At 61.8% G+C, this 24,118-nt stretch carries 17 protein-coding genes; 4 read left to right on the plus strand and 13 right to left on the minus strand.

The window, feature by feature from the left end; all coding sequences use genetic code 11:
- Window positions 1-113: 113 nt before the first annotated feature.
- From NDJ82_RS18035 to glnE, 13 genes are all read right to left on the minus strand, one after another.
- Window positions 114-1,040 carry an ABC transporter permease gene (locus NDJ82_RS18035; protein WP_158879091.1) on the minus strand — a complete coding sequence of 309 codons (927 nt, stop codon included), beginning with the start codon at window positions 1,038-1,040 and terminating at the stop codon, window positions 114-116.
- The gene (locus tag NDJ82_RS18040) at window positions 1,037-1,987 is read right to left on the minus strand and encodes an ABC transporter permease (protein WP_250926003.1); all 951 of its coding nucleotides are present in this window, start codon (window positions 1,985-1,987) and stop codon (window positions 1,037-1,039) included. The genes NDJ82_RS18035 and NDJ82_RS18040 overlap by 4 nt, the downstream gene beginning before the upstream one ends.
- Window positions 1,980-3,503: a sugar ABC transporter ATP-binding protein gene (locus tag NDJ82_RS18045; protein WP_250926004.1), complete on the minus strand. Its 1,524-nt coding sequence runs from the start codon at window positions 3,501-3,503 to the stop codon at window positions 1,980-1,982. Before NDJ82_RS18045 ends, NDJ82_RS18040 begins: the two co-directional genes overlap by 8 nt.
- A complete protein-coding gene (locus tag NDJ82_RS18050; protein WP_250926005.1) occupies window positions 3,503-4,489 on the minus strand; it encodes a sugar ABC transporter substrate-binding protein in 987 nt (328 codons plus the stop codon). The genes NDJ82_RS18045 and NDJ82_RS18050 overlap by 1 nt, the downstream gene beginning before the upstream one ends.
- Window positions 4,490-4,799: 310 nt before the next feature.
- On the minus strand, window positions 4,800-5,678 hold the full coding sequence (locus NDJ82_RS18055) for a DUF3800 domain-containing protein (RefSeq protein WP_250926006.1): 879 nt from the start codon (window positions 5,676-5,678) through the stop codon (window positions 4,800-4,802).
- 72 nt (window positions 5,679-5,750) lie between these two features.
- Window positions 5,751-7,208, minus strand: coding sequence for a lipopolysaccharide kinase InaA family protein (locus NDJ82_RS18060; protein WP_250926007.1), 1,458 nt, complete (start codon window positions 7,206-7,208; stop codon window positions 5,751-5,753).
- The gene (locus NDJ82_RS18065; protein ID WP_158879085.1) at window positions 7,208-7,960 is read right to left on the minus strand and encodes a lipopolysaccharide kinase InaA family protein; all 753 of its coding nucleotides are present in this window, start codon (window positions 7,958-7,960) and stop codon (window positions 7,208-7,210) included. The genes NDJ82_RS18060 and NDJ82_RS18065 overlap by 1 nt, the downstream gene beginning before the upstream one ends.
- Entirely contained in the window at window positions 7,957-8,691 is a 735-nt protein-coding gene (locus NDJ82_RS18070) for a lipopolysaccharide kinase InaA family protein (RefSeq protein WP_099583726.1), read from the minus strand. Before NDJ82_RS18070 ends, NDJ82_RS18065 begins: the two co-directional genes overlap by 4 nt.
- Window positions 8,691-9,497, minus strand: coding sequence for a lipopolysaccharide core heptose(I) kinase RfaP (rfaP, locus tag NDJ82_RS18075; protein WP_250926008.1), 807 nt, complete (start codon window positions 9,495-9,497; stop codon window positions 8,691-8,693). Before rfaP ends, NDJ82_RS18070 begins: the two co-directional genes overlap by 1 nt.
- Entirely contained in the window at window positions 9,494-10,618 is a 1,125-nt protein-coding gene (locus tag NDJ82_RS18080) for a glycosyltransferase family 4 protein (protein WP_158879082.1), read from the minus strand. Before NDJ82_RS18080 ends, rfaP begins: the two co-directional genes overlap by 4 nt.
- Window positions 10,618-11,679, minus strand: a complete 1,062-nt coding sequence (gene waaC, locus NDJ82_RS18085) for a lipopolysaccharide heptosyltransferase I (RefSeq protein WP_099583729.1) — start codon at window positions 11,677-11,679, stop codon at window positions 10,618-10,620. The genes NDJ82_RS18080 and waaC overlap by 1 nt, the downstream gene beginning before the upstream one ends.
- Window position 11,680: 1 nt before the next feature.
- On the minus strand, window positions 11,681-12,715 hold the full coding sequence (waaF, locus tag NDJ82_RS18090; protein ID WP_158879081.1) for a lipopolysaccharide heptosyltransferase II: 1,035 nt from the start codon (window positions 12,713-12,715) through the stop codon (window positions 11,681-11,683).
- Window positions 12,716-12,769: 54 nt separating this feature from the next.
- Window positions 12,770-15,709 carry a bifunctional [glutamate--ammonia ligase]-adenylyl-L-tyrosine phosphorylase/[glutamate--ammonia-ligase] adenylyltransferase gene (glnE, locus tag NDJ82_RS18095; RefSeq protein ID WP_250926009.1) on the minus strand — a complete coding sequence of 980 codons (2,940 nt, stop codon included), beginning with the start codon at window positions 15,707-15,709 and terminating at the stop codon, window positions 12,770-12,772.
- 383 nt (window positions 15,710-16,092) lie between these two features.
- Here glnE and aceE point away from each other — a divergent pair, with 383 nt between their 5' ends.
- The 4 genes from aceE (at window position 16,093) to msrA (ending at window position 24,116) form a co-directional block, all read left to right on the plus strand.
- Window positions 16,093-18,738: a pyruvate dehydrogenase (acetyl-transferring), homodimeric type gene (gene aceE, locus NDJ82_RS18100; RefSeq protein WP_099583732.1), complete on the plus strand. Its 2,646-nt coding sequence runs from the start codon at window positions 16,093-16,095 to the stop codon at window positions 18,736-18,738.
- 11 nt (window positions 18,739-18,749) lie between these two features.
- A complete protein-coding gene (gene aceF, locus NDJ82_RS18105; RefSeq protein WP_099583733.1) occupies window positions 18,750-20,399 on the plus strand; it encodes a dihydrolipoyllysine-residue acetyltransferase in 1,650 nt (549 codons plus the stop codon).
- Between the two features lie 303 nt (window positions 20,400-20,702).
- Complete coding sequence (locus NDJ82_RS18110; protein WP_250926010.1) at window positions 20,703-23,396, plus strand: putative bifunctional diguanylate cyclase/phosphodiesterase; 2,694 nt, start codon at window positions 20,703-20,705, stop codon at window positions 23,394-23,396.
- Between the two features lie 72 nt (window positions 23,397-23,468).
- The gene (msrA, locus tag NDJ82_RS18115) at window positions 23,469-24,116 is read left to right on the plus strand and encodes a peptide-methionine (S)-S-oxide reductase MsrA (RefSeq protein WP_112193089.1); all 648 of its coding nucleotides are present in this window, start codon (window positions 23,469-23,471) and stop codon (window positions 24,114-24,116) included.
- Window positions 24,117-24,118 lie beyond the last annotated feature (2 nt).

Below are 24,118 nucleotides of genomic sequence, written 5' to 3' on the forward strand. Positions count from 1 at the left end.
GTGCTTCCTGCCTGGGCAGGAAACAGCTAAAGGGCGGGATTATAGCGTAAAAGCAGCAGGAAGCTGTTAGCGACGAGCGGTTAGCGGAGGTCGACCACCCTGCTGAGCGCCGGCTAGTTGCGCTCCAACATTCGCCGACTGGCAAAACTGAAGCTCAGCACGATAAAGATCAGCACGCCGGTCGCCACTTGCTGCCAGTAGAAGTTCCAGCCGATCAACAGCAGGCCGTTGGCGATGACGTTGATAAACAGCACGCCCAGCAGGGTTCCTGGAATGTTCGCCCGGCCCTGCCGGCTCAAGGTGGTGCCGATAAAGACCGCGCCGATGGCATTGAGCAAAAAGGCATTGCCCGACAACGGCACGTAGGCGCTGACCGTCGAACTGAGCAACACCCCCGCCACCCCGCAGGCCAGGGCAGTCGCCAGGGCCACGACGCTGACAATCCGCTGCACCGACAACCCTGAGTAATACGCCAGCAGCGGCTGGGTGCCTTGGGCCAGGAGTTCACGACCCAGGCGTCCGCGTGCCAACGCCAAGCCGTAGAACAACGCCAGCCCCAGCACGATCAGCAAGGGCGCAAGGCCGCTCAGTTCCGGCTTCAACCCCTGGCTGATGTAGATGGGCTGGCCGCCGTCCGAGAGCAATTGCTGGGCGCTGGTGCCGATAAACAGTGTGCCCAAGGTGGCAAGAAATGGACTGATCCGCAGCCCGGCGATCAACCCGGCATTCAGCACGCCGACCAACAGCGCCGCAATCAACGCACCGGTCGCGGCAACTGCCCAGCCATGCCCGCCATTGAGCAGCACCACAAAACTGAAACTGGCGAAATCCAGCGCAGTGCCCACCGACAGGTCGATGCCGCCCGCCGCCACCGCGTACGTCATGCCGATGGCAACAATGGCCAGCAGCACAAAGTTATTCAGTACCAGGCTTTTCAGGTTGCCACCGCTCAGGAAGCCCGGTGCCTGAACAGCAAACACCAGCACGATCACCGCAAATACCAGCGGCAATGTCAGCGGCAGCAAGGCGCGCGGGTTCATGAGCCGGCTCCGCGATTCAATGCGCTGGACGCGGCCACCACCAGCAGGATCAGCACACCTTGCACACCGTTGACCCAGAAGTTCGAAAGGTTGAGCAACTGAAAGCCGTTGATCAGAAAACCGATCAGCAACGCCGCCAACAACGTCCCAGGAATACTTGCCACCAGCCGGCGGGAAAACACCACGCCGAGAAAGGCAATCGCCACCACCGACAGCAGCATGTCGCCGGAGCCCGTAGTGCTGCCGCTGAAAAACGCCGCCGAACACAACGCAGCCAAGCCGGCGCACAGGCCCGACAGCGCATAACTCGACACCCCATAAGCACGCACGCGAATGCCCGCCGCCTGCGCCGCCTGGGGATATTCACCCACCGCGTGCAGGCGCAGGCCGTAGGCCGAATGCTGGACCAACAAGGTCAGCAACCCCGCCGTCAGCAGCAACACCCAGGCCAGGGCGGGCACCGCCAGCCAACTGCCGCCGCTGAGCACGTCCAGCAGCGGTGAGTCGGTGGAAACCACGGTATTTTCCGTCAGCACCAACTCCAGCCCCGCCAGCACATTCATGCTCGCCAGGGTGGCCAGCAGCGGCGGCAGGCGCAGCAGCACCACGGCCAAGCCATTGAACAGGCCGACTGCCAGGCCACAGCCCAAGGTCAACAGCAGGGTGAGCCCCAGCTCCAGCCCGGCATTGTTAAGGCGGCTGAACACCGCTGCGCACAGCCCCAGATTGGCCGCCAGCGACAGGTCGAGCCCACCGGCCAGCACATTCGAGCCGCCGCCGATAATCACGCAGGTCAGCCCGAAGGCCAACACGCCGAGAATCGCCGATTGACTGAACACATTGGCCAGGTTGCCCGGCGACACAAACCCCGGCGCCGCCAGGGCAAACCCCAGCAGAATCACCAGGAATACGCCCGCCGAACCCCGGCGCAGTATGACCTCAAGCATGCTCGACCTCCCTCGCCCGCACAGCTGCCGTGGGCACGGCGCCCGTTGCACAGGCGAGCAACTGATCGCTGTCGACCTCCCCCGCACGGAACTCACCGGCAATCTCGCCGCGATGCAGCACCAGGATCCGATCACTGATCCCCAGCAATTCCGGCAAGTCCGATGACAGCACCAACACCGCTGCGCCCTCTTCCACCAGGCGCCCAATCAGCCGATAGATTTCCACCTTGGCGCCCACATCCACGCCCACACAGGGCTCGTCCAGCAAGTACACCGCCGAGCGACGGCTGAGCCATTTACCCAAGGCAACCTTCTGCTGGTTACCGCCGCTCAACTGGCTGACGGCGGCGTCAGGCCCCGGCGTCTTGATCGCCAGTTCCTCAATCAAGCGCGCAGTTTCCGCCTGCTCGTTGCCCCGGTTCAGCAAGCCCCAGCGGCTGAAGCGCGCGAGCCCCGCCAGCGTGAGGTTTTCCAGCACCGACAGCAGCGGCGAGATGCCTTGGCTACGCCGCTCCTCCGGCACCAGCGCAATGCCGTCGGCAATCGCCTGGCCGGGTGACCGCAGGCGCAGCAAGCGCCCGTCCAGATGCACACTGCCGCTGTCGGCCCGCTCGACGCCGAACAGTGTCTTGAACAATTCCTTGGCGCCGGAGCCGACCAGCCCGGTGAGGCCAACGATTTCACCGCGCCGCACCTGCAGGTCAATCTGCCGATAACGCCGCGCCAGACTCAGCCCGCGCACCTGCAACAGCGGCGCGCCCAACTCGACCCTGGCCTTGGGGTACATCTCCTGCACGTCGCGGTTGACCATCAGCCGCGCAATCTCTGCGCTGGACGTGTCCCGTGGCTGCACCACCGCCACATCCCGACCATTACGCAGCACCGTGACGTCGTCGCACAGGCTGTCGATTTCCTGCAGGTAATGAGAGATGTAGAGGATCGAAAGCCCTTGGTCGCGCAGGCGCTTGACGATGCGCAGCAGCTGGTCGACCTCGCGCTTGACCAGCGCCACGCTGGGCTCGTCGAACACCAGAATCTTCGGTTGGCGAATCAGTGCCCGGGTGATTTGCAGCACCTGGCGCTCGGCGCTGTTCAATTCGCCCACCAAGGCGCCGGGAGGCAGTTGCAGGTCAAAGTATTCCGCCAACAGACGCTGCGCCTCACGCTGCTGCCGCCGCCGATCCACAAACGGACCCCGGCGCAACTCATGCCCGAAATACAGCGCTTCGCCCACGGTAAAACTGGCGGGCAGCAGGCGCTCCTGATGGATGAACTGCACGCCCAATGCGTCCACCTTGCGCGGCGACAGCGTTGCATAGGCCTGGCCGTCGATGCTCACCTGCCCCGCGTCGGCCGTATGGATACCGGCCAGGATCTTGATCAAGGTCGACTTGCCCGCGCCGTTCTCGCCCACCAGCCCATGGATGCTGCCGCGCTCGACCTTGAGGCTCGCATCATCCAGCGCCTGGGTAGCGCCAAAGCGCTTGCGCAGGTGTTGCAGGTGCAAGGCGGCCATCAGTCACCCCGCAGCTGTTGAACCTGCGCCAGGTTGCCGGCGGTGGTCAGCAAGGTGGCGACATGGGTTTCCTTGGGCAGATCACGTTGCCCGGCCAGGTAGCGCGCCACATTCTGCACGGCCGTCTTGCCGATCAACGCCGGTTGCTGCGCGACTACCGCACCCACCGGCGAGTTCGCCTGGCCGAGCAGCGCCAGGACCTCGGGGGTGCCGTCGACGCCATAGGTCTTGATCTCGGTGCGCCTGGCATCGATCAACGCCTTGCTCGCGCCCAGTTGCGGAATATCCCAGGCCGACCAGATCGCCGAAACACTGCCCTGCGGGTATTTGTTGAGCAACGCCGACACCTGGGAGTAGGCGTCCTGCACGGTGTTGGGGATCACATCACGCAGCTCGGGCTGGATAATTTCCAGCTGTGTGTAGTCCTTGAGGGCCAGCTTCAACTGGTCATAACGAATCGCACAGACCGGCACACCATAGAAACCATTGAACACCAGGATCTTGCCCTTGCCGCCGGCGTCCTTGATCAGTTGATCAGCCAGGGCCTTGCCGGTGGCGACGTTGTCGGACGTGGTGTTGTTGAGGCTGTACTGCGACGGCGCATCGATGGTGAACAGCGGTATCCCGGCCTTGCTGATGCGCTTGAGCCACGGGTCGATCACGCTGAGGGTGCCGAGGGTCTGGATCACCGCGTCGGGCTTCTGGGTGACCACGGTTTGCAGCTGGGTCACCAGATTCTTGTCATTGCGCCCGGCGTCGAGAGTGATCGGCGTACCGCCCAGGCGCTTGATCTCATCCACCTGGGCCTGGAACGCCTTGATATCGAAATAGTGACTGGTGCCAGTCATGCTCACCGCAATGCGCTTACCGGCCAGGGACGGCACGGCGTCATCGCCTTCGCCAGCCTGGACGACGGCGGCGTGACCCAGCAGCACAACGGCGCCGAGGCAGATCAGACGGGAAAGCGAGGAAAGACTCAAAGGCATACAAGGCTCCGCGTGCGGCTGGTGAAAGGGTTCACCAGGAGGCATTGCAGAGGCCGTGCCAGGGTTTTTATCCTTTAAAACCAATAGGCTGAAAAATTTGAGTGAAAGCAGACTGTCGCTCTCAGCTAGGAAATGTCCGATAGCTGTTGCTCAGGCAACAGCTATCTACAGTGAGCGTGTCAGTTGACTGAACAGGATCATGGCCTGGCGACTACTCAGCTACCCCGCGTTGACACTCAAAAATCGCAAGCATAGAATCTGCCGCAAATGGACTGGGGGATCCCGGTCGGCGTTATAGCCTCGGTGAGTTTCACCGGGGCTTTTCGCTTTCTGCGGCAGGGAAAATTTTAAGCCCCCAGTTTTCAAACCCCTCGCCCACCCTGCTCCGCCCCCCGCTGCAGTAAAACTTGCGCTTAAGCACGTCAAAGGCTCGATTTTCCTGGCCCGGCCGTAAAACGCTCATGCCGACGGGTCGGGCAACAAGGTCCGCAAGCTGCAATCCTGTCGAATTGACCTGCTTGGTCGCAAACACCACATCAAACGGCAAGCGGATGCCCAGACGATTGGCTCCGTCACACATCCGACGAAACTCCAATTCAAGCTCGTTATCTTCTTTACGACCCCGACGCTCGAAAATCACATGCGTCAACGCACTCTGCTGATTTTTCTCTTGTAAAAACTCGTAGAGTGTTTCGAGACAGAAGCCCAATGCCAGATGGTAAGGGTTGTGTATTGGACCTTGCTGCTCGCGAAGAGTGGCTTTATCAATCACACAATTGATCAAGACGAAATTGCTCGACTCGATGATGCTGGTCAGCTCTTCAAGAAAAAGATGTTTGTGCTGGCGAGAGGCGAACATGCTGGAGAACGCGCCTTTTTCCTTGCGAATTTCCAGTTCATGCAAGCCTACAAGATCATGCCCCATATGATTGAACTTGAACTTCTGAAGCGCCGGGATGACCTTTTCACAGTAGTGCCTCTTATGGAAAACACAGAAAGCCAAAACAAACATGGGGTAGTTGACATCGAGTGTCTGCATCCCGTGATCGCCGCTTTCATCCACATACACTATGAAATCACTGAACGGCCCGTTGGGTGGTGTCGCTGCCGCCACTTCTGCAGCGCACTCAGCTTCACTTTCACTTTCAAAGAGCAAAAACTGTGGGGAGGTTGGTTTTCCATCAGCCATGGGATGTTAAATCCTGGATATATGCGCGTTTTTGGAGGCGTCCATCTACGCGCATAGTGCCCTCCCGCTCAGCTACAGAGGGCCACCAGTCAGAATCTCTTTGGGCAGTCGCTGATCAATCAGTTTGTACAGCGCGCTTTCCTGCGGCCAGTTACGCATAAACCGCGCGCGATCCCTGGCGAAGGCCGGGGCGAAGCTGGCGGCGGAGTTGTGTTGGCGCATGGCATCGAGGTCGATGAGGGCCCAGCGGTCTTCGTGCCAGAACAGGTTATGGCCCTTGAAATCGCCATGGCTGATGCGTTCGCGGATCAGTTCGGCAAACAGTTTATCCAGCGCCACCAGCTCATTTTCCGGTGCGTCACCTTGCTCGATGTAAGGCGCGAAGCGCTCGATGATGTCCGGGCCCGGCAAGTATTCGGTGATCAGGTAGGCACGGCTGCGCAGCCATAAAAAGCGTTTTTCCAACACCGCCATTGGCTTTGGCGTAGCGATCCCGAGGAACGCCAGGCGGTTGCCTTCGCGCCAGGAATGCCAGGCGCGGCTCGGGCGCCAGAAGCGCTTGAGCCAGTGGGCGAAACCCTTGATGTTGTAGCGCTTGATCACCAGCGGGCGGCCGGCCACTTCTACCTTGGCCACGCTCGCAGCACCACCGGTCTTGTACAGGTGGCCCTGGTCGAGCAGCGCATCGGCCTGTTCCAGCACCGGCAGCATCGCGGACTCTTCTTCGCGACGCATCGCACGCAGGCCAAAGGCGCCTCGCTCCACGCTGAATAGCGTGCATTCGCGGCCCACCTTGCTCAAAAAGTCTTTCAAGCGCCAGGCGCTGACCTTGCGTACCTGTTTTTCCAGGGCTTGTAGCGGCAAGGCGTGTTCGCCGTTGCTCAGCAGGTAATACACCAGCAGCTCTTCGGTAAACGGCTCAAGGCTTTTCGGCAACTGGGCGAAAAACACGCCCAGGTTCTCCAGCACGCGGTTACGCGACAACGGCTTGCCGGCCTCTTCGACGCGGATACCGGCGCCGTCGATCAGGTACAACTTGCCGCTTTGACGCAGCAGGTTGTCCAAGTGCAGATCTTCCTGCCACAACCCTTTGGCATGCATTTGCGCAATCGCGCCCAGCGCTTCGGCAAGCACGGCGGTTTGTTCGTCGGCCAATGGTGGCAGGCCTTCAACGGCATGCCAGGCATCGGCCAGGCTTTCGGCGCCTTCGATAAATTCGAACAACAGCCAGCCGCCCTCGCCTTCCTGCAGGCCATCGGCGAGCAACAACGGTGTAGTCAGGCCCTGTTGGGCCAACAGGCGTACGCCAGCCAGTTCACGCTGAAAGTGCCGAGCGGCCTTGCCGCCCACCAATAACTTGGCCAGCACCGGGCGCCCGCGCCACACGGCTGCGCCCACGTAACGTTCGCCAGGCAACACGCGCAACAGGCTCAGCAGTTGCAACTGGCCGGGGCCTGCCGCATCCGCGAGGTCAAGAGTCAGGGGCAGGCTCGGTGTGCGGCCGGCGCTTTTCAGCTCGGACAGGCGCATCAGCGGTTCTCCTTGTGGCTACGCCGGGCCGTCAGGCGTTGCAGCCAGGTCGCGACCAGTGCGCTGTCTTCAGGCTGATCGAGGTAAGCCGCCAACAGTTGGCGCACCTGCGCGTCCGACCACTGCGGTGCACGGCGCAGCAACGGCTCCAGGTCCTTGACCCGATCACGCCAGCCGAACAGCAGCGGGCGGGTTTTCTCCAGGTCGATCAACTGCGCGGCGTAACCGTCGCCGGTCGCCTGCAGGAAAATATGCTTGGGGTAAAAGCAGCCATGCACCTGGCCGACGCTGTGCAACCGGCGCGCCAGTTGGCCGCACGCCAGCAGGATCGCGTGGTGCTGGGCGTCGCTCAGTTGCAGCCACTGCTCCAGCAATGAATCCAGGTCATTCCAGCCGTCGAGGGCACGGGTCAGCAGCATTGCACGGTGTTCACCGGCGACTTTGCGCTCGCCGTAAAACGCCGCCTGCAACGCCGGGATACCCAGCGCGCGGTAACGGCTGATATTGCGAAATTCGCGGGAGAAACTCGGCTCGCCCAACGGTCGGTGCAAGCTGCGCGTAAGGTAGTTGCTCTGGCGCTTGAGGTAATACCCGTGGCCATCGAGCTCCAGGCGAAACACGCTGCTCCAGCCGCCACGGTTGGTGTTGGGCTCATCCACCGCGTCCAGTTGCTTGGCCCACAGCGCGTCGAATGTCGCGAGGCCGTGGCGCTCCAGCAAGGCACGGTCTTCAGCCGCCAGGAAATCACTCATTCGCGTCCCTCGAAAAACTTCACTACGTGGCGGATCCGCCGCTTGTCCGAATCGCTCAGGTGCCGACACCCACGGTACTGCATGTAGAAACGCAGGCGCTGGGTGGCCGACAGGTGATACTTGGCCACCTTGTCCAGGCAGGCCAGGTCTTTGGTGATGCGGTACTTGAGCCAGAAACCGCGCCAGAAATCGCCGTTGGGGCAGTCGATCAGGTACAGGGTTTGCTGGTCGTCGATCAGCAGGTTGCGCCATTTCAAATCGTTATGGGTAAAGCGCTGGTCGTGCATCGTGCGCGTGTACTCGGCGAGCTGGCGGCTGACGACATCGACCCATTTGGGGTCGCGCAGGCGCGCATCTTGGCGCTCGGCCAGCACCGAAAGGTCTTCGGTATTGGGCAGCTCACGCGTGATCATCGCGCCACGGTCGTAGGCCAGGCCATTGCGCTCCAGGCCCCACGCGACCACATCGGCGGTGGGAATGCCCCACTTGGCGAAGCGCTTGAGGTTCTGCCATTCGGACTTGACCCGCGGCTTGCCCAGATAACGCCGCAGGCCCTTGCCGGCACCGGTGTAGCGCTTGACGTAGTAATTGACGCCACCGCGCTCGACCCGGATCACTTCCGACAACGGGTCGCGGGTCAGCCGCTCACCTTGCAGGGCGAACACCGCTTCGAGGCTTCCAAAATCATCCGCCAGGGCGGCATAGGCAGGTTCCAGGTTCCAACCCGCCATCAGATCGCATCCCCGTAGCGTTGCTTGCGTGCGTAAAGCTTGTCGGCCTTGCGCTGCATCAGGCTCAGGGACGCCGATTGCTCGGTCAGGACCTGGCGCAGCGGCTGGCGGAAATAGCCCTTGAGGAAGCGCAACTTGTCGCGCCGGGTCAGGCCGATGTCCAACGCCGAGTAGTACAGCGCGGACAGGTCCTTGTCGCGCCAGCGCAGCGGCAGATGGGCACGCATCTGGGCGCGGTGCAGGTCGATCACCGAGAGCTTGATGTCGCGTGGGTCGATCGGCTTGGACGTGTCCAGCAGGAAGTGGCACAGGTAGCAGTCGCGATGGTTCACGCCGCCCCGGTGCATGTCGCCGACCATGCGCGCCAGCTCGGCGGTGAGCGCATGGCGCAAGGCCGGTGTTGGCGGCTCGGCGACCCAGTTGAGGGTCACGTCTTCGAGGCTGAGGGTCGGCGCCAGTTCTTCGGTGATGATGAACGAGTGCTGGTCCGCCGGGTTACTGCCTTTTTCGCCGAAGGCCACACCGGTCATGGTCGGTACGCCGATCTCCTGCAAGCGGTGGATGGCATCCCATTCCAGGCCCGCGCCCAGTACCGGCAGTTTGGCGGTGATCAGGTTCTTGAAGATTTCCGCCCAACCGATGCCCCGGTGGATTTTCACGAAATACGGCCGGCCATCCACCACCGTGCGCAACGTGCGACGCGCAGCCAGTTCACGGAATACCTGGCCTTCGAGCTTCTCGACTTCGGCGAAGGCATCACGCCCGGCCCATAACGTCTTGAACGGTTCGGCAAGAATCAACTTCATCGTTTTGGCTCCGCCAGAATCACATCCGCAGCGTGCTGCGGCATGCTATAGAGGTCGGCCGTCTCGGCGAAGGCCAACCCATTGCGGCCCCAGGCCGCGCGCTGTGCAGAATCGGTCAACATGCGCGCCAGGTACTGGTTGAGCTGAGCCTGCTCGAACGGCTCATCCAGCACCAGGCCACTGTCGGCTTCGGCGATGTAGTGGGCATAGCCACACACGGCAGAAACCAGCACCGGCAACCCGGCCACCACGGCTTCGAGCAACACGGTGCCGGTGTTTTCGTTGTACGCCGGATGGATCAGCAGGTCAGCGCCCAGCAGGAAGCGCGGAATATCGCTGCGGCCCTTGAGGAACTGCACATTGTCGCCCAGCCCCAAGGTAGCGCTTTGCAGCTGGAAGACTTTGGGGTCGTCCTGACCGATGACAAACAGGCGCGTGCGTTTCTTCAGCTCAGGCGGCAACGCGGCCAAGGCCTTGAGGCTGCGGTCGACGCCCTTGGTCTTGAAGCCGGAGCCGATCTGCACCAGCAACAGGTCGTCATCGCCAAGGTTGAATTCCTGGCGAAACCCTGCGCGGATTTCGGCCGCATTCGGCGGCGCGCGACGGTCCTGGGCAATCCCCGGCGGCAGCAGATGGAAGCGCTCCAGCGGGGTGTCGTAATGCTTGATGAACAGCGGCTGCTGCACTTCGGAGATCATCAGGACTTGCGTCTTGGCATCCTTGGCAAACACCGCACGCTCGTACTCGGCGAAGTGCTTGTAACGGCCAAAGCTGCGGTACAGCGAATGACGCAGGTTTTGCGCCTTGTCTTCGAAGCAGCCGTCGGCGGCGTAGTAAACGTCCAGGCCGGGCATCTTGTTGAAACCGATCAGGCGGTCCACGGGGCGCTTGGCCAGATCGGCCTCCATCCAAGCACTGAGCTTCTCGTTGCGCTTATGGTTGAAGAACGCCTTGACCGGCGCCACCAGCACTTCAAAGCCGGGCGGGATGTCGCCTTCCCAGATCAGCGTGTAGACCCGAATCTGATGGCCGCGCTGCTGGCACTCCAGGGCGATGCGCATGAAGTCGCGCTGCAGGCCACCGAAGGGGAAGTATTTGTACAGAACAAAAGCCAGTTGCATCAGTGCAGCTCCTCAGCCAATAACAACGTGCTCAGCCGGCTTGCCACACGCTCAGGGTTCAGGCGCGTGAAGCACAGGGGCGACTCGCGCTTGATGTCGAACCGACGCAGGTCGTCGGCCGTGGGTTGATAAGTACATTGCTTTTGCAGGCACGGCGCGCACGACCAGTCGCTGCCGAGGTGAATCTGGCCCTTGCCGTAGGCGCCAGTCAGGCCGGGGTTGGTGGGGCCGAACAGGGAAATGGTCGGCACGTCCAACGCGGCAGCCAGGTGGCCGAGACCCGTGTCCACCGCCACGCAGGCACGGGCGCCGGCCAAGACACGGGCGACGCCAGCCAGATTGAGCTTGGGCAGCACTTCGGCGTTGTTCAGGCCTTGGGCCAGACGCTCGGCGCGGGCTTTTTCGGCGGCGTTGCCCCAAGGCAACTTCACGTCCACACCCAGGCGGCCCATGCGCTCGGCCAGCTCGCGCCAATAGGCTTCGGGCCAGTGCTTGGTGTCCCAGGTGGTGCCGTGCAGCAGCAGCACGAAGGGTTTTTTCGGCGGCAGGCCGAGCAGTTTTTCGGTGCTCAAGCCGTAGTCGCCCAGGCCTTTGGGCAGGTCATAGCCCAGTGCCACGGCGAACAACTGGCGCAGGCGCTCAACCGCGTGTTGCCCACGGGCTACGGCCAGACGCCGCGAATAGAAGCGCGCCGCGATGGGTTCACGGGCAGAGTGCTTGTCGAAGCCCGCTACCGGCGCACGCACATAGCGGGTCAGCCAGGCACTTTTGAGCAGGCCTTGGGCGTCGATCACCAGGTCGTATTTGGTCGACTGGATCTGCTGCTTGAAACGCCGCCACTCACCGCTCTTGAGGGTCTGCCAGAGGTTCTTGCGCCAGCGGCGGATGGCCACCGGGATCACTTTGTCCACCGCCGGGTGCCAGGTGGGGATCTCGGCAAAGCCTTCTTCCACTACCCAGTCGAATCGAATGCCGGGGATCGCCCGCGCCGCGTCGGTGAGTGCCGGCAACGCATGAATCACGTCGCCCAGGGATGAGGTCTTGATTACCAGTACCCGCAACTCAGTGAACCTCGACCGCAGTGCCCTGCAACCGCTGCAAAGCTTCGTTCACCGGCTGTGGCAGCAACTGGCGCATGCAGTTGTAGTGGCCGAAGCGGCAGGTCCGGTCAAAGCACGGGCTGCATTCCAGGCCCAGGCGCACCACTTCGACCTTGTCCGCCAACGGTGGAGTAAACCCTGGGGAAGTCGAACCGTACACCGCCACCAACGGGCGGTTCAGCGCCGCCGCCACATGCATCAGGCCGGAGTCGTTGGACACCACCGAATCTGCGCAGGACAGCAGGTCAATCGCCTCGGCCAGCGACGTGTCGCCACTGAGGTTGACCGACTCTTCGCGCAGGCCGGGAATCAGGCGCTGGCGAATCTCTTCACCCACCGGGTGATCTTTTTTCGAACCGAACAACCACACCTGCCAGCCTTCGCGAATCTTCATCTCGGCGACTTTGGCGTAGTGCTCCGCCGGCCAGCGCTTGGACTCGCCAAACTCCGCGCCTGGGCACAGCGCCAACACCGGGCGATCCAGGGTCAGGCCGAACTTGGCCAGGGCCGCGTCGCGGGTTACCGGGTCGATCTGCAGGCTCGGGCGCGGGTACGGCTTGGGCAGCTCCGCGCCAGGCTCATACGCCAACGCCATGAAGCGTTCGATCATCAGCGGGTAGCGCGCTTTATCCAATGTGCGCACATCGTTAAGCAGCACGTAGCGAAACTCGCCGCGCCAGCCGGTGCGTTTGGGGATGCCGGCAAAAAACGGCACCAGCGCCGATTTCAGCGAGTTGGGCAACAGGATCGCCTGGTCGTACTGGCCGGCCAAGGATTTGCCGATGCGACGACGGGTGGCAAGTTCCAGGGCGCCGTGGCCGAGCGGGAAGCTCAAGGCCTTGCGTACTTCGGGCATGCGCTCAAGGATCGGCCGGCTCCACTCAGGGGCGAGCACGTCGATCTGGCAGTCTGGATGGCGCTGGCGCAGGCACTGGAACAGTGTCTGTGCCATCACCATGTCACCAACCCAACTGGGCCCAACGATCAGAATATTCATGTAGTTTCCACAAACGATGCGGGGAGGCTTATGCCTCCCCGCCCTAATAGTGTTTCAGCTCAACCCCAGCGCCTGCCAGATGCGCATCACCTGTCGCCGTTCATCGGCGAACTGATCCCCCGCCACCGTACCGGCCTCGTTCTGCAAGGCCTGGCGATGTGCAGCGGAACGGTAGGCCTTATACACCTCGCGCAGTAGATGGGCATCGGCGGCGGGCATCAACCCCACCTGCTCCAGGCCTTCCAGAATGCGGATATTGTCGGTGTAGCGCAGCAACGACGGGTGCTGGGCAGACCACGCCAAAGCCGCGTATTGCACCATAAATTCAATATCGACGATACCTCCGGCGTCCTGCTTGAGGTCGAACACCGCCGCAGCGTCGAACGCATTGGCGCCGGTACCGGCCGTAGTGGCCTTGGTGCCCAGGTTGTCACGCATTTTGGCGCGCATCTCGCTGACCTCCTGGCGCAGCTTCGCCAGGTCTCGTTCACGTCCCAACACTTTAGCCCGTACCTGCTCGAACGCACGCCCCACATCCTGGCTGCCCACCAGCACACGCGCGCGGATCAGGGCCTGATGTTCCCAGGTCCATGCTTCATTTTGTTGATAGCGGTCAAATGCGCCGAGAGAACTCACCAGCAAGCCTGACGCACCGGAAGGCCGCAGGCGCATGTCCACTTCGTACAGTTGGCCGGAGTTGGTCTGGGTGGTCAGCAAGTGAATGATGCGCTGGCCCAGGCGCGTGAAGAACTGCGCGCCGTCAATCGGTTTGGCGCCATCGGTCTCGGCCTGCGGGTCGCCATCGTGGATAAACACCAGATCCAGGTCCGAACCATGCCCCAATTCGATGCCGCCGACTTTCCCATAACCGACAATGATGAACCCAGGATCGCACAGGGTGCCGTCCAGCCGCTGCGGCGAGCCATGGCGCGCCACGGTCTGGCGCCAGGCCAGGGCCAGCACTTGTTCGAGGATGGCTTCGGCGAGCCAGGTCAGGTAGTCACTGACTTTCATCAACGGCAGGCTGCCGGCGATTTCCGAGGCGGCCACGCGCAGGCGGTGGGCGAGCTTGAAGCGACGCAGGGCTTCCATCTGCTGCTCAAGGTCGTCTTCGGGGATGCGCGTGAGGCGCTCGCGCAACTCAGCGGCGAGTTCCGGCGCCAAGGGCGGCTTGAACAGACGACCTTCGTTGAGCAACTCGTCCAGCAGCAGCGGGAAACGGGTGATCTGCTCGGCAATCCACGGGCTGGCCGCGCAGAGGGTCAGCAGGCGGCGCAGGGCATCGGGGTTCTCCGTGAGCAGTACCAGATAGGCGGAGCGGCGGGCGACGGCCTCCACCAGTGGCAACACGCGCTCCAGCACCAAGTCTGGGTTGGCATGTTCGACGGCCTGGGCCAGCAGACGTGGGATAAACGCATCCAGACGCTCACGGCCGAGGCGCTGCATCGCACGTAACTGCGGGCTGCCGCGCAAACCCGCCAGGGCCTTGAGCGCCTTGGGCGCGTCGGTGAAACCGCCTTCGGTCAACTGGCGGCAGGCGGCGTCTTCATCTTGGGATTCTTCCCACAGTGGCAACCACTCACCGCCTACGACTAACTCGCTTTCTTCGCCCTCTTCTTCATCCGGGTCGGCAATCACCTGGCGGAAGTGCCAGTCCACCCGGCCACGCCAGTACATCAGGCGCTCATGGAATGCGGCCCAGTCGGCAAAGCCCAGCATGAAAGCGATGCGCGCCTGGTCTTCCGGGGTGTTGGGCAGCATCTGGGTCTGGCGGTCGGCAATCGCCTGGATTGCGTGTTCGGTGTAGCGCAGGAATTCGTAGCCATTGCGCAACTCGGCGATCACCGCCGGCGGCAGGTAACCCTGGCCTTCCAGCGTGCCGAGCACTTTGAGCAGCGGGCGCTGCTGCAGGCTCAAGTCGCGACCGCCGTGAATCAACTGGAATGCCTGGGCGATAAACTCCACCTCGCGGATGCCGCCAGAGCCCAGCTTGATGTTGTCGGCCATGCCTTTGCGCCGCACTTCCTGCTGGATCAACTGCTTCATGGTGCGCAGCGCTTCGATGGCGGAGAAGTCCAGATAGCGGCGGTACACGAACGGTCGCAGCATATCGAGCAACTGCGCACCGGCCACCTGGTCGCCAGCGACTACACGCGCCTTGATCATGGCGTAGCGTTCCCAGTCGCGGCCCTGATCCTGGTAGTACTGCTCCAGCGCATTGAAGCTGAGCACCAGCGCACCCGCCGAACCGTAGGGACGCAAGCGCATATCGACGCGGAACACAAAACCGTCGACGGTCATTGGGTCGAGGGCCTTGATCAGTTTTTGACCAAGCCGAATGAAGAATTCCTGGTTATCCAGTGAACGCTTCACGCCCACCGTCTCGCCGCCTTCGGGGTAAGCAAAGATCAGGTCGATATCCGACGAGAGGTTCAACTCCACCGCGCCGAGCTTGCCCATGCCCAGGATGACCATGTGCTGCGGCTCGCCGCTGCGCCGGCCAGTGGGAGTACCGAACTGCACGCAGTGGCGCTGGTACAACCATTGATAGGCCTGGTCGATGCTGGCGTCGGCCATGTCGGAAAGATCACGGCAGGTCTGCACCAGATCTGCCTGGCGGGTCAGGTCGCGCCAGATAATCCGTACTTGCTGGCGCGTGCGCTGGCGACGCAAGACGCGGCCCAGTTCGTCTTCTGTTTCAGCCTGTTGCACAGCGCCTGCAATCTGCCCGCACAACTCGCCCGGCGCAAAGCCGCGGTCCAGCTCGCCCCAGGCCGCCAGCTCCAGCAACATCAAAGGGTCACGAACACTCTGTTCAATCACGAAATCACTGGCGGCGCACACGCGGGTGAAGTCGGCCCAGCGTTGCGGCGTCCACTCAGAAAGGCCATGATCGTCGTCCAGCGCGGCCACTGCGTCACGAAATGACTGCTCGGCCCGCTGGGCAATTGAAAGGAGAATGGCCGGCAATTCGGCCAGCGTTGGAAGGCTCATGGTCTATCCTTGATCGGCGCGCAAATGGCTTGTAGTTGTGAACGCAAGCACGGCGCTCGATGAAGGACTGTCGAACAAAGGTTATAAATAGCTGAAAATTGATAATTTTTGGCAGGTAACATTAAGCTCATACCTTTTCTTGTTCGCAAAAGATCAACAATAACGATTATGCTCACCAGCCAGACCGAGCCATACGCTCAGTCTTGTGTAGTTTTACTACTCGTATATACATTCGAAAGGCTGAAATGGCCGACGATTTGTAGTAAAACTACAGGACGCCGAAGCAACCTTCGGCCATCCAAGAATTTATGTCGTCTGCCCACAAGGCCAGTCGCAAACTTCAGGCAACCGATTCTGGTAGCCTTTCCGCCCTGGAGCAAGCCATGCAAGACCTCGATCCCGTCGAAACCCAGGAATGGCTGGACGCCCTGGAATCGGTTCTCGACAAAGAAGGCGAAGACCGTGCTCACTACCTGATGACCCGTATGGGCGAACTCGCGACCCGCAGCGGCTCGCAGTTGCCTTACGCCATCACCACGCCATACCGCAACACCATCCCCGTTACCCACGAAGCACGCATGCCTGGCGACCTGTTCATGGAACGCCGCATTCGCTCGCTGGTACGTTGGAACGCCATGGCGATGGTAATGCGCACGAACTTGAAAGATTCGGACCTGGGCGGTCACATCTCCAGCTTCGCTTCCAGCGCAACCCTGTATGACATCGGCTTCAACTACTTCTTCCAGGCCCCGACCGACGAACACGGCGGCGACCTGATCTACTTCCAGGGCCACACCTCGCCAGGCGTCTACGCCCGTGCGTTCATGGAAGGTCGCATCACCGAAGACCAGATGAACAACTTCCGCCAGGAAGTGGACGGTGGCGGCTTGTCGTCCTACCCACACCCTTGGCTGATGCCTGATTTCTGGCAGTTCCCGACCGTTTCCATGGGTCTGGGTCCAATCCAGGCGATCTACCAGGCTCGCTTCATGAAGTACCTGGAAGCCCGTGGCTTCATTCCGGAAGGCAAGCAGAAAGTCTGGTGCTTCCTGGGCGACGGCGAGTGCGACGAGCCGGAATCCCTGGGCGCCATCTCCCTGGCCGGCCGCGAGAAGCTGGACAACCTGATCTTCGTCATCAACTGCAACCTGCAGCGCCTCGACGGCCCGGTTCGCGGCAACGGCAAGATCATCCAGGAACTCGAAGGCGTGTTCCGCGGTGCCCAGTGGAACGTGACCAAAGTCATCTGGGGCCGTTTCTGGGACCCACTGCTGGCCAAGGACGTTGACGGCATCCTGCAACGTCGCATGGACGAAGTCATCGACGGCGAGTACCAGAACTACAAAGCCAAAGACGGCGCGTTCGTACGTGAACACTTCTTCAACACGCCTGAACTCAAGGCGATGGTTGCAGACCTGTCCGACGACGAGATCTGGAAACTCAACCGTGGCGGCCACGACCCGTACAAGGTCTACGCGGCATACCACGAAGCGGTGAACCACAAAGAACAACCGACCGTCATCCTGGCCAAGACCATCAAGGGTTATGGCACGGGTGCTGGCGAAGCGAAGAACACTGCGCACAACACCAAGAAGGTTGATGTTGAAAGCCTGAAGCTGTTCCGCGACCGCTTCGACATCCCGGTCAAGGACGAAGAGCTGGAAGACCTGCCGTTCTTCAAGCCAGAGCCAAACAGCGCCGAAGCCCGCTACCTGAGCGAGCGCCGCACTGCCCTGGGCGGTTTCGTACCCCAGCGCCGCGCCAACAGCTTCGCCGTACCGACTCCGGACCTGAGCACCCTCAAGGCCATCCTGGACGGCTCGGGCGACCGTGAAATCTCCACCACCATGGCCTTCGTGCGGATCCTCGCGCAGTTGGTCAAGGACAAGGACATCGGCCCGCGCATCGTTCCGATCATCCCGGACGAAGCCCGTACCTTCGGTATGGAAGGCATGTTCCGTCAGTTGGGCATCTACTCCTCCGTCGGCCAGCTCTACGAGCCAGTCGATAAAGATCAGGTGATGTTCTACAAAGAAGACAAGAAGGGCCAGATCCTCGAAGAAGGCATCAACGAAGCGGGCGCCATGAGCTCCTTCATCGCTGCCGGTACTTCGTACTCCAGCCACAACCAGCCGATGCTGCCGTTCTACATCTTCTACTCGATGTTCGGCTTCCAGCGCATTGGCGACCTGGCTTGGGCAGCAGGCGACAGCCGTACCCGTGGCTTCCTGATCGGCGGCACCGCCGGCCGCACCACGCTGAACGGCGAAGGCCTGCAACACGAAGACGGTCACAGCCACATCCTGGCTGCCACCATCCCGAACTGCCGCACCTTTGATCCAACCTACGGCTATGAGCTGGCGGTGATCATCCAGGACGGCATGAAGAAGATGACCGAAGAGCAGCAGGACGTTTTCTACTACATCACCGTGATGAACGAGTCCTACCAGCAGCCAGCCATGCCGGCCGGTGTCGAGGAAGGCATCATCAAGGGCATGTACCTGCTCGAAGAAGACACCAAGGAAGCAGCGCACCACGTGCAACTGATGGGCTCCGGCACCATCCTGCGCGAAGTGCGTGAAGCGGCGAAGATCCTGCGTGACGAGTTCAACGTCGGCGCCGACGTATGGAGCGTTACCAGCTTCAACGAACTGCGTCGCGACGGCCTGGCCGTAGAGCGCAGCAACCGCCTGCACCCTGGCCAGAAGCCAGCGAAGAGCTACGTCGAAGAGTGCCTGGCCGGCCGTAAGGGTCCAGTCATTGCCTCTACCGACTACATGAAACTGTTTGCTGAACAAATTCGCCAGTGGGTCCCGTCCAAGGAATTCAAAGTCCTGGGCACCGACGGTTTCGGCCGCAGTGACAGCCGCAAGAAGCTGCGTCACTTCTTCGAAGTCGACCGTCACTTCGTGGTGTTGGCAGCCCTGGAAGCCTTGGCTGACCGTGGTGAGATCGAACCAAAGGTAGTGGCTGACGCTATCGTCAAGTTCGGGATCAACCCGGAAAAACGCAACCCACTGGACTGCTGAGGAGATTTTTTGTGAGCGAACTCATTCGCGTACCTGACATCGGCAGCGGTGAAGGTGAAGTAATCGAGCTGTTTGTGAAGGTCGGCGACAAAGTCGAAGCCGACCAGAGCATCCTGACCCTGGAATCGGACAAGGCGAGCATGGAAATCCCTGCTCCCAAGGCCGGCGTGGTCAAGAGCCTGAAAGTGAAGCTGGGCGACCGCCTGAAAGAAGGCGACGAACTGCTGGAACTGGAAATCGAAGGTGCCGCTGATGCGGCCCCTGCGGCTGCCCCGGCTGCCGCTGCTGCACCCGCACCTGCCGCTGAAAAGCCTGCCGCTGCTGCCGAGGCCCCAGCGGCACCGGCTGCTGCACCGGCCGCTGCCTCTGTTCAGGACATTCATGTTCCGGACATCGGCTCGTCGGGCAAGGCAAAGATCATCGAGTTGCTGGTCAAGGTCGGCGACACCGTCGAAGCCGACCAGTCGCTGATCACCCTGGAGTCCGACAAGGCCTCCATGGAAATCCCTTCGCCGGCTGCCGGCGTGGTGGAAAGCATCGCAGTCAAGCTGGAAGACGAAGTCGGTACCGGTGACTTCATCCTCAAGCTGAAAGTACAAGGCGCCGCACCGGCTGCCGCTCCAGCACCTGCCGCTGCTCCGGCTGCTGCAAAAGCTGAAGCTGCACCGGCCGCCGCCCCTGCACCTGCTGCAAAAGCCGAGGCCGCACCGGCCCCTGCTGTTGCCGCACCTGCGCCAAGCGGCGCCAAGGTTCACGCCGGCCCGGCGGTACGCCAACTGGCCCGTGAATTCGGCGTCGAGCTGAACGCCGTATCGGCCACTGGCCCACACGGCCGTGTGCTGAAGGAAGACGTGCAGGTTTACGTCAAGGCCATGATGCAGAAAGCCAAGGAAGCTCCGGCTGCCGGCGCTGCTACCGGCGGCGCAGGCATTCCACCGATTCCGGTCGTGGACTTCAGCCGCTTCGGCGAGACCGAAGAAGTGCCGATGACCCGCCTGATGCAAATCGGCGCGTCGAGCCTGCACCGCAGCTGGCTGAACATCCCGCACGTGACTCAGTTCGACCAGGCCGACATCACCGACCTGGAAGCTTTCCGCGTTGCGCAGAAAGCCGTGGCCGAGAAGGCTGGCGTGAAACTGACCGTGCTGCCACTGCTGCTCAAGGCCTGTGCACACCTGCTCAAGGAACTGCCGGACTTCAACAGCTCGCTGGCGCCAAGCGGCAAGGCGATCATTCGCAAGAAATACGTGAACGTCGGCTTCGCGGTAGACACTCCTGACGGCCTGCTGGTACCGGTCATCAAGAACGTCGACCAGAAGAGCCTGCTGCAACTCGCTGCTGAAGCGGCTGCGCTGGCTGCCAAGGCCCGCGACAAGAAGCTGACCGCAGACGACATGCAAGGCGCCTGCTTCACCATCTCCAGCCTCGGTCACATTGGCGGCACTGGCTTCACGCCAATCGTCAACGCGCCGGAAGTGGCGATCCTGGGTGTTTCCAAGGCCACCATCCAGCCAGTCTGGGACGGTAAAGCGTTCCAGCCGAAGCTGATGCTGCCACTGTCGCTGTCCTACGATCACCGTGTGATCAACGGCGCGGCCGCTGCACGCTTTACCCAGCGTCTGAGCCAGCTGTTGAATGACATCCGTACTATCTTGCTGTAAGTCTCCACGGGCCTCCCCTTTACCGGGGAGGCCTGGTTGCACCGATTTCCGAGCGCCACGCTCGTACCTCAACCCCGTCAATTTGGCGGGGCTTTTTTTGCTTTTTTGTACAGACAGAACAGGGTTGTACACCTTCTGTCAGCGCGCCTACAGAAATCAGCCGTCCGGCCGATAACCCACTTATAGCACTTAGCCTTCATCCTCTCTTGTCAGTCTGTGCTGCATGATGCAACCTTGCCACAGGCAATAGAAAAGAGGGCGTGAGCCCGGCGCCGTGCGCGTTATTTGAAGTGAGTTCCCCCCATGAAAAGCCAACCCGATGTCGCCCGTATGGCGGCCGAGGTAGTGACGCAGTTACCGGTGCCTTCGCGCCTCGGTATGCTGCGTTTCGAGCGGCTTAATGAGGCTAGCTGGACCCTCCTGTACCTCGACCCCAATTGCGAGCGCCAATTCGGCCTGCCGGCGGTAGAGTTGTGCGCCCTGCTCGGCACGCCCTATGCCAGCCTGATGGAACCCCAGGCCCGCTATCAACTGCACGACACCATCCAGCAGCAACTGACCCAGAGCCCTCACTACCTGGTGCGCTACACCCTGCACACCAACGACGGCCCCCTGAGCCTGCTGGAAATGGGCGAGGCCTACAAACAACACAATCGTCACCTGCTGCGCGGCTACCTGATGGTGGTCGATGGCCTGTTCAGCGAACTGCCCTTGCTCCTCCCGACCGAAGACCTGGAAAGCCAGAACAGCCGCCTGCAAATCGCCCTGGAGCTCAACCAACGCGCCCAGCAGGAGCAACTGCAGCATCTGGAACGCGTGCGCGCCCAACAGGAGCTGATCCTGCTACTGGCGCGCCAGCGCTACACCGCCAACAATTCGTTGCAGGAAGCCGCCGAGCTGATCACGCGCAGCGCCTGCGATATCTACCAGATCGACTGCGCCAGCATCTGGAACCTCGAAGGCCAGCGCCTGGCGCCCATCTCGGCTTACCACCGCGACGACCAACAGCACCATCTGCCCGAGCCCATCGATGCCAGTTGCTTCCCGGATTATCTGGAAGCCTTGCACAGCAGCCGCGCCATCGACGCCGCCAACGCCATGCGCGACCCGCGCACCCGCGAGATGGCCGAGAACCTGCGCCATAGAGACATCCACGCCATGCTCGATGCGAGCATCCGCGTCGACGGCCAGGTGGTCGGCGTATTGTGCCTGGAGCAGTGCGGCAGCCCGCGTGACTGGCAGGCTGACGAAATCGCCTTCGCCGGCGAGCTCGCGGACCAGTTTGCGCAAGTGATCAACAACCACAACCGCCGCACCGCCACCAGCGCCCTGCACCTGTTCCAGCGGGCCGTGGAGCAAAGTGCCAACGCCTTTCTGCTGGTCAACTGCGACGGCGTGGTGGAGTACGTCAACCCGAGCTTTACCGCGATCACCCAGTACAGCGCCGAAGAAGTCCACGGCCACCGCCTGGCGCAACTGCCCGCGCTGGAAAACCTCAGCGAATTGCTGTTCGACGCGCCGTCGAGCCTGGCCAAGAGCAACAGCTGGCAGGGCGAATTCAAGAGCCGGCGCAAGAACCTCGAACCCTACTGGGGCCAGTTATCGATTTCCAAGGTGTATGGCGATAACCGTGAGCTGACGCACTACATCGGCATCTACGAAGACATCACCCAGACCAAGCTGGCCCAGCAGCGCATCGAGCGCCTGGCGTACACCGACAACCTGACCAACCTGGGCAACCGCCCGGCGTTTATCCGCAACCTCGACGAACGCTTTGCCCGCGACAGCGACAGCCCGATCAGCCTGCTGCTGGTAGACATCGACAACTTCAAGCGCATCAACGACAGCCTCGGCCACCAGACCGGCGACAAGCTGCTGATCAGCCTGGCCCGACGCCTGCGCAACAGCCTGAGTGCCGGCGGCAGCCTGGCGCGCTTTGCCAGTAACGAGTTCGCGGTGCTGCTCGACGACACCGACCTGGAGAGCGGCCAGCAGGTTGCCAGCCAACTGTTGGCGACCCTCGATAAACCCATGTTCGTCGACAACCAATTGATCAGCGTCACCGGCTCCGTAGGCCTGGCCTGCGCGCCGCTGCATGGCCGCGACCCGCAGACCCTGATGCGCAACGCCGGCCTGGCCCTGCACAAGGCCAAGGCCAACGGCAAACACCAGGTGCAGGTGTTTACCGAAGCGCTGAACGCCGAGGCCAGCTACAAGCTGTTCGTGGAAAACAACCTGCGCCGCGCCCTGACCCAGAATGAATTGGATGTGTTCTACCAACCCAAGCTGTGCCTGCGCAGCGGCCGCTTGCTGGGCATGGAAGCGCTGCTGCGCTGGAACCACCCGGAAAAGGGCATGATCCGCCCCGATCAGTTCATCAGCGTGGCGGAAGAGACCGGGCTGATCATCCCCATCGGCAAATGGATCGCCCGCCAGGCCTGCCGCATGAGCAAGCAACTGAGCGCCGCCGGCATGGGCAACCTGCAGGTGGCGATCAACCTGTCACCCAAGCAGTTCTCCGACCCGGACCTGGTGGCGTCGATTGCCACCATCCTCAAGGAAGAAGAGCTGCCGGCCAATCTGCTGGAGCTGGAGCTGACCGAAGGCCTGCTGCTGGAAGCCACCGAAGACACGCGCCTGCAACTGGACCAGTTGAAGAGTTTCGGCCTGACCCTGGCCATGGACGATTTCGGCACCGGTTACTCATCGCTGAGCTACTTGAAAAAATTCCCCATCGACATCATCAAGATTGATCGCAGCTTTATCCACGAAATCCCGGACAACCAGGACGACATGGAAATCACCTCCGCCGTGATCGCCATGGCTCACAACCTCAAGCTCAAGGTCGTGGCCGAAGGCATCGAGACCGCCGAGCAACTGGCGTTCCTGCGCCGCCATCGCTGCGACGTTGGCCAGGGCTACCTGTTCGACCGGCCCATCCCCGGCGCAGAGCTGCTTGAGATGCTCAAACGCTACCCGCGCGGGCCAATCGCCTGACAGCGCGGTAACACTCGGGCACACTGGCTGTCTGAATTCTTACCTTACTCAATCTGACTGAGAGGACTGATCATGGTCTTGCGCTCGGAAATCCTGGTGAACAAAAACGTGCTGCCTACTCAAGAACAAGCGTTGCCTGGTCGTGAAACCCCGATGAACTTGCCGGAGACGCACTTCGTCAACGGCAACCCGCTGCTGGGCCCATTCATGGACGACGTCGGCTTCGCGATCTTCGGCCTGGGTTGCTTCTGGGGCGCGGAGCGCAAGTTCTGGCAGCGCGATGGCGTGGTCAGCACGGTGGTCGGTTACGCGGGCGGCTTTACGCCGAACCCGACCTACGAAGAAGTCTGCTCGGGCCTGACCGGCCACAGCGAAGTGGTGCTGGTGGTGTATGACCAGGCCAAAGTGAAATACGAAGACCTGTTGAAGATGTTCTGGGAATTGCACAACCCGACCCAGGGCATGCGCCAGGGTAACGACATCGGCAGCCAGTATCGGTCGGTGATCTATGCGACCACGCCGGAGCAATTGGCGGCGGCAAAGGCCAGCGCCGAGGCTTATCAGCAAGAGCTGACCAAGGCCGGCCTGGGTGATATCACCACGGAAATCGAGGAGGCGCCGACCGTGTTCTTCGCCGAGGCGTATCACCAGCAGTACCTGGCCAAGAATCCCCAGGGTTACTGCGGGATCGGCGGCACTGGCGTGACTTGCCCGATCTAAGA

It is taken from the genome of Pseudomonas sp. SR18, from assembly GCF_023701505.1.
Taxonomy (GTDB): Bacteria; Pseudomonadota; Gammaproteobacteria; order Pseudomonadales; family Pseudomonadaceae; genus Aquipseudomonas; species Aquipseudomonas cyclaminis.

Excerpts from the sequence above, each read along its gene's own strand:
- NDJ82_RS18060 (WP_250926007.1), bottom strand. The coding sequence starts at position 7,208 with ATGCGCCTGTCCGAGCTGAAAAGCGCCGGCCGCACACCGAGCCTGCCC.
- NDJ82_RS18045 (WP_250926004.1), bottom strand. The coding sequence starts at position 3,503 with ATGGCCGCCTTGCACCTGCAACACCTGCGCAAGCGCTTTGGCGCTACC.
- NDJ82_RS18070 (WP_099583726.1), bottom strand. The coding sequence starts at position 8,691 with ATGGCGGGTTGGAACCTGGAACCTGCCTATGCCGCCCTGGCGGATGAT.
- NDJ82_RS18055 (WP_250926006.1), bottom strand. The coding sequence starts at position 5,678 with ATGGCTGATGGAAAACCAACCTCCCCACAGTTTTTGCTCTTTGAAAGT.
- aceE (WP_099583732.1), top strand. The coding sequence starts at position 16,093 with ATGCAAGACCTCGATCCCGTCGAAACCCAGGAATGGCTGGACGCCCTG.
- NDJ82_RS18065 (WP_158879085.1), bottom strand. The coding sequence starts at position 7,960 with ATGAGTGATTTCCTGGCGGCTGAAGACCGTGCCTTGCTGGAGCGCCAC.
- NDJ82_RS18110 (WP_250926010.1), top strand. The coding sequence starts at position 20,703 with ATGAAAAGCCAACCCGATGTCGCCCGTATGGCGGCCGAGGTAGTGACG.
- glnE (WP_250926009.1), bottom strand. The coding sequence starts at position 15,709 with ATGAGCCTTCCAACGCTGGCCGAATTGCCGGCCATTCTCCTTTCAATT.
- rfaP (WP_250926008.1), bottom strand. The coding sequence starts at position 9,497 with ATGAAGTTGATTCTTGCCGAACCGTTCAAGACGTTATGGGCCGGGCGT.
- NDJ82_RS18035 (WP_158879091.1), bottom strand. The coding sequence starts at position 1,040 with ATGAACCCGCGCGCCTTGCTGCCGCTGACATTGCCGCTGGTATTTGCG.
- msrA (WP_112193089.1), top strand. The coding sequence starts at position 23,469 with ATGGTCTTGCGCTCGGAAATCCTGGTGAACAAAAACGTGCTGCCTACT.
- waaF (WP_158879081.1), bottom strand. The coding sequence starts at position 12,715 with ATGAATATTCTGATCGTTGGGCCCAGTTGGGTTGGTGACATGGTGATG.
- NDJ82_RS18050 (WP_250926005.1), bottom strand. The coding sequence starts at position 4,489 with ATGCCTTTGAGTCTTTCCTCGCTTTCCCGTCTGATCTGCCTCGGCGCC.
- NDJ82_RS18080 (WP_158879082.1), bottom strand. The coding sequence starts at position 10,618 with ATGCAACTGGCTTTTGTTCTGTACAAATACTTCCCCTTCGGTGGCCTG.
- NDJ82_RS18040 (WP_250926003.1), bottom strand. The coding sequence starts at position 1,987 with ATGCTTGAGGTCATACTGCGCCGGGGTTCGGCGGGCGTATTCCTGGTG.